Raw genomic sequence first — 3,134 nt, 5'->3', positions numbered from 1 at the left:
CACAACGCAGCCAACGACACCATCACCGCAAACGACACCGGCTGCACCACATCCACCCGCTCCAACGACGCAGCACCCGAGACCTGCCGCACCACCGCCTCAAGGTCCCAGTCGACGAACTCCGCCAACGCCTGCCCACACTCGGCGAACCGCTCCGCGAACACCGGTGCGCAGTCCAGCAACTCGACCGCCATCCCGGCCCACTGCGAACCCTGGCCCGGAAAGACGAACACAGGCCTCCCGCCAGCGGGGCCCACGCCCGAGGCGGGCGTCCCGATGACGCCCGCGGCGGTCTCGCCCTGCGCCAGCGCGCGCAGCCCGGACACGAGTACGTCCCGGCCCTCACCGATCACCACCGCACGGTGCTCGAACTCCGCACGCCCGGACACCAGCGACCAACCCACATCCGCAGGCGACAGCTCACCGTCGCCCTCGACGTGCGACAGGAGCCGAGCCGCCTGCTCCCGCAACGCCTCCACGCCACGGCCCGAGACCACCCATGGCACGACGGCAGGAGCCACACCCGGCTCCGCCGACTCCGGCTGAACCTCATCCGGCGCCTGCTGGATTTCATCCGGCGCCTGCTCGATGATCACGTGTGCGTTCGTCCCGCTCACGCCGAACGAGGACACACCAGCCCGCCGCGGACGGCCGCTCTCCGGCCAGGCCCGCTGCTCGGTCAGCAGCTCGACCGCGCCCGCCGACCAGTCCACCTTCGGTGAGGGCTCGTCCACGTGCAGCGTCCGAGGCAAGATCCCGTGCCGCATCGCCAGCACCATCTTGATCACACCCGCGACACCGGAGGCCGCTTGGGTGTGGCCGATGTTGGACTTCAACGAGCCCAGCCAGAGCGGCCGGCCCTCCGGTCGCTCCTGCCCGTACGTGGCCAGCAGCGCCTGCGCCTCGATCGGGTCGCCCAGTGTCGTCCCCGTACCGTGCGCCTCCACCGTGTCCACCTCGGCGGCGGAAAGCCGTGCGTTCGCGAGCGCCTGCCGGATCACCCGCTGCTGGGAAGGCCCGTTCGGCGCGGTCAGACCATTCGACGCACCGTCCTGGTTCACCGCCGAACCACGCACAACCCCAAGCACCGGGTGGCCGTTACGGCGGGCATCCGACAACCGCTCGAGCAGCAACATCGACGCGCCCTCGCCCCAGCCCGCGCCATCGGCAGCCGCCGCGAAAGACTTGCAGCGGCCGTCGGGCGACAGGGCACCCTGGCGGCTGAACTCCACGAACGCAGCCGGGGTCGACATCACCACTACACCCCCGGCGAGCGCGAGCGAACACTCGCCCTGTCGCAGCGCCTGCGCCGCGAGATGCAGCGCCACCAGCGACGACGAGCAGGCCGTGTCCACCGTGACCGCCGGGCCTTCGAGGCCGAAGGTGTAGGAGAGACGTCCGGACACCACGCTGGCCGTGGCCGCCGTGGCGAGATACCCCTCGGCGGCTTCCTTGGCCTCGGTCAGCAACAGCGTGTAATCCTGGCCGTTGGTTCCGGCGAAGACTCCCGTCCTGCTCCCGCGGACCGACGCGGGGTCGATACCGGCGCGCTCGAAGACCTCCCACACGGTCTCGAGCAGCAGGCGCTGCTGCGGGTCCATGACCAGGGCCTCACGCGGCGAGATCCCGAAGAACGCCGGGTCGAACTCAGCGGCTTCGTCCAGGAAGCCGCCCTCCCGTACGTACGACGTGCCGGACCGCTGCGGGTCCGGGTCGTACAGTCCGTCGAGATCCCAGCCACGGTCGGCTGGGAAGTCCGAGATGGCGTCGGTGCCCGAGGCCACCAGGTCCCACAGCGCTTCCGGGGTGTCCACACCCCCGGGGAAGCGGCAGCTCATGCCCACGATGACGATGGGGTCGTCGCCCGCGGCCACTACCGCGGACGAGAAGTCGGCCGTCTCGTCGTCCGCATCGCCGACGACCTCCGCACGCAGGTACTGGGCGAGCGCGGCGGGGGTGGGGTAGTCGAAGACCAGCGTGGCGGGCAGCGTCAGCTCGGTGACGGCCTGGAGGCGGTTGCGGAGTTCAACCGCGAGCAGCGAGTCGAAGCCCAGCTCCTGGAAGGCCCGGCCCCCCGCCACGGCCTCGACGCTCGGGTAGCCGAGCACCGTCGCGACCTGGTCGCGGACCAGCTCGAGCAGCTTCTTGTCCTGCTCGGCGGGTGTGAGTTCGGCGAGTTGCCGCCGCAGGCCGGAAGTGTCCTGGGACTCCGCGGTCGTGGCGCCGGCCGCATCCAGTGCGCGGCGGGCCTCCGGAATATCGCCGATCAGCGGAGCGGGCCGGATCGCGGTGAAAGTGGGGGCGAACCGCTCCCAGTCCACGTCCACGACCGCGACGCAACCTGCGTTACGGCCAAGTAGCTGACCGAGGGCTGCCAGCGCGTCTGAGGGTGCCAGCGCGGCTACTCCGCCGCGCTGCCGGCGCTCCTCGCCCGACTTCTCGGCGGCGATTCCGGCCTCGGCCCAGGGGCCCCAGGCCACGGACGTCCCCGGCACACCGAGCGCACGACGCTGCTGGACGAGCGCATCGAGGAAGGCGTTCGCGGCGGCGAAGTTGCCCTGGCCGGGATTGCCCACGGCTCCGGTGAAGGACGAGAACATGACGAACGCGGAGAGGTCAAGCTCTTTGGTGAGTTCGTGCAGGTTGAGCGCTGCATCCGCCTTCGCGCGCAGCACGCCGACGAGGCGGTCGGGAGTCAGCGACTCGATCACACCGTCGTCCAGCACACCAGCAGCGTGGATCACGGTCATCAGCGGATACTCGGCGGGAATGGAGGACAGCAGCCCGGCCAACGCGGCCCGATCGGTCACATCACACGCGGCCACGGTCACCCGTACGCCCAGTCCCTCCAGCTCGCCCACCAGCTCGGAAGCGCCGGGAGCGTCCAGGCCACGACGGCTGGTCAGTACGAGGTGCTGGGCCCCGTTACGGGCCAGCCAGCGCGCGACATGCCCGCCCAGCGCGCCCGTACCACCCGTGACCAGGGCCGTACCGCTCGTACGCCATCCCCCGACACCCCCACCGCTGCTGCCGGCGCGCAGCAGGCGACGGCCGAAGACACCCGCCGAACGCACCGCCACCTGATCCTCACCACCAGCACCCTTCAGTACGCCGACCAGCCGCTCCGCCACACG

Annotated in this window: 1 protein-coding gene; it reads right to left on the bottom strand. The window is 71.0% G+C overall.

Annotated elements, in window-relative coordinates; genetic code table 11:
* A partial coding sequence (locus ACWDSL_RS52685) for a type I polyketide synthase (RefSeq protein WP_450496810.1) occupies positions 1–3,134 on the bottom strand: 3,134 nt, incomplete at both ends.

This window comes from Streptomyces sp. NPDC000941, assembly GCF_053599555.1.
This window is presented reverse-complemented; position numbering and strand designations above follow the sequence as displayed.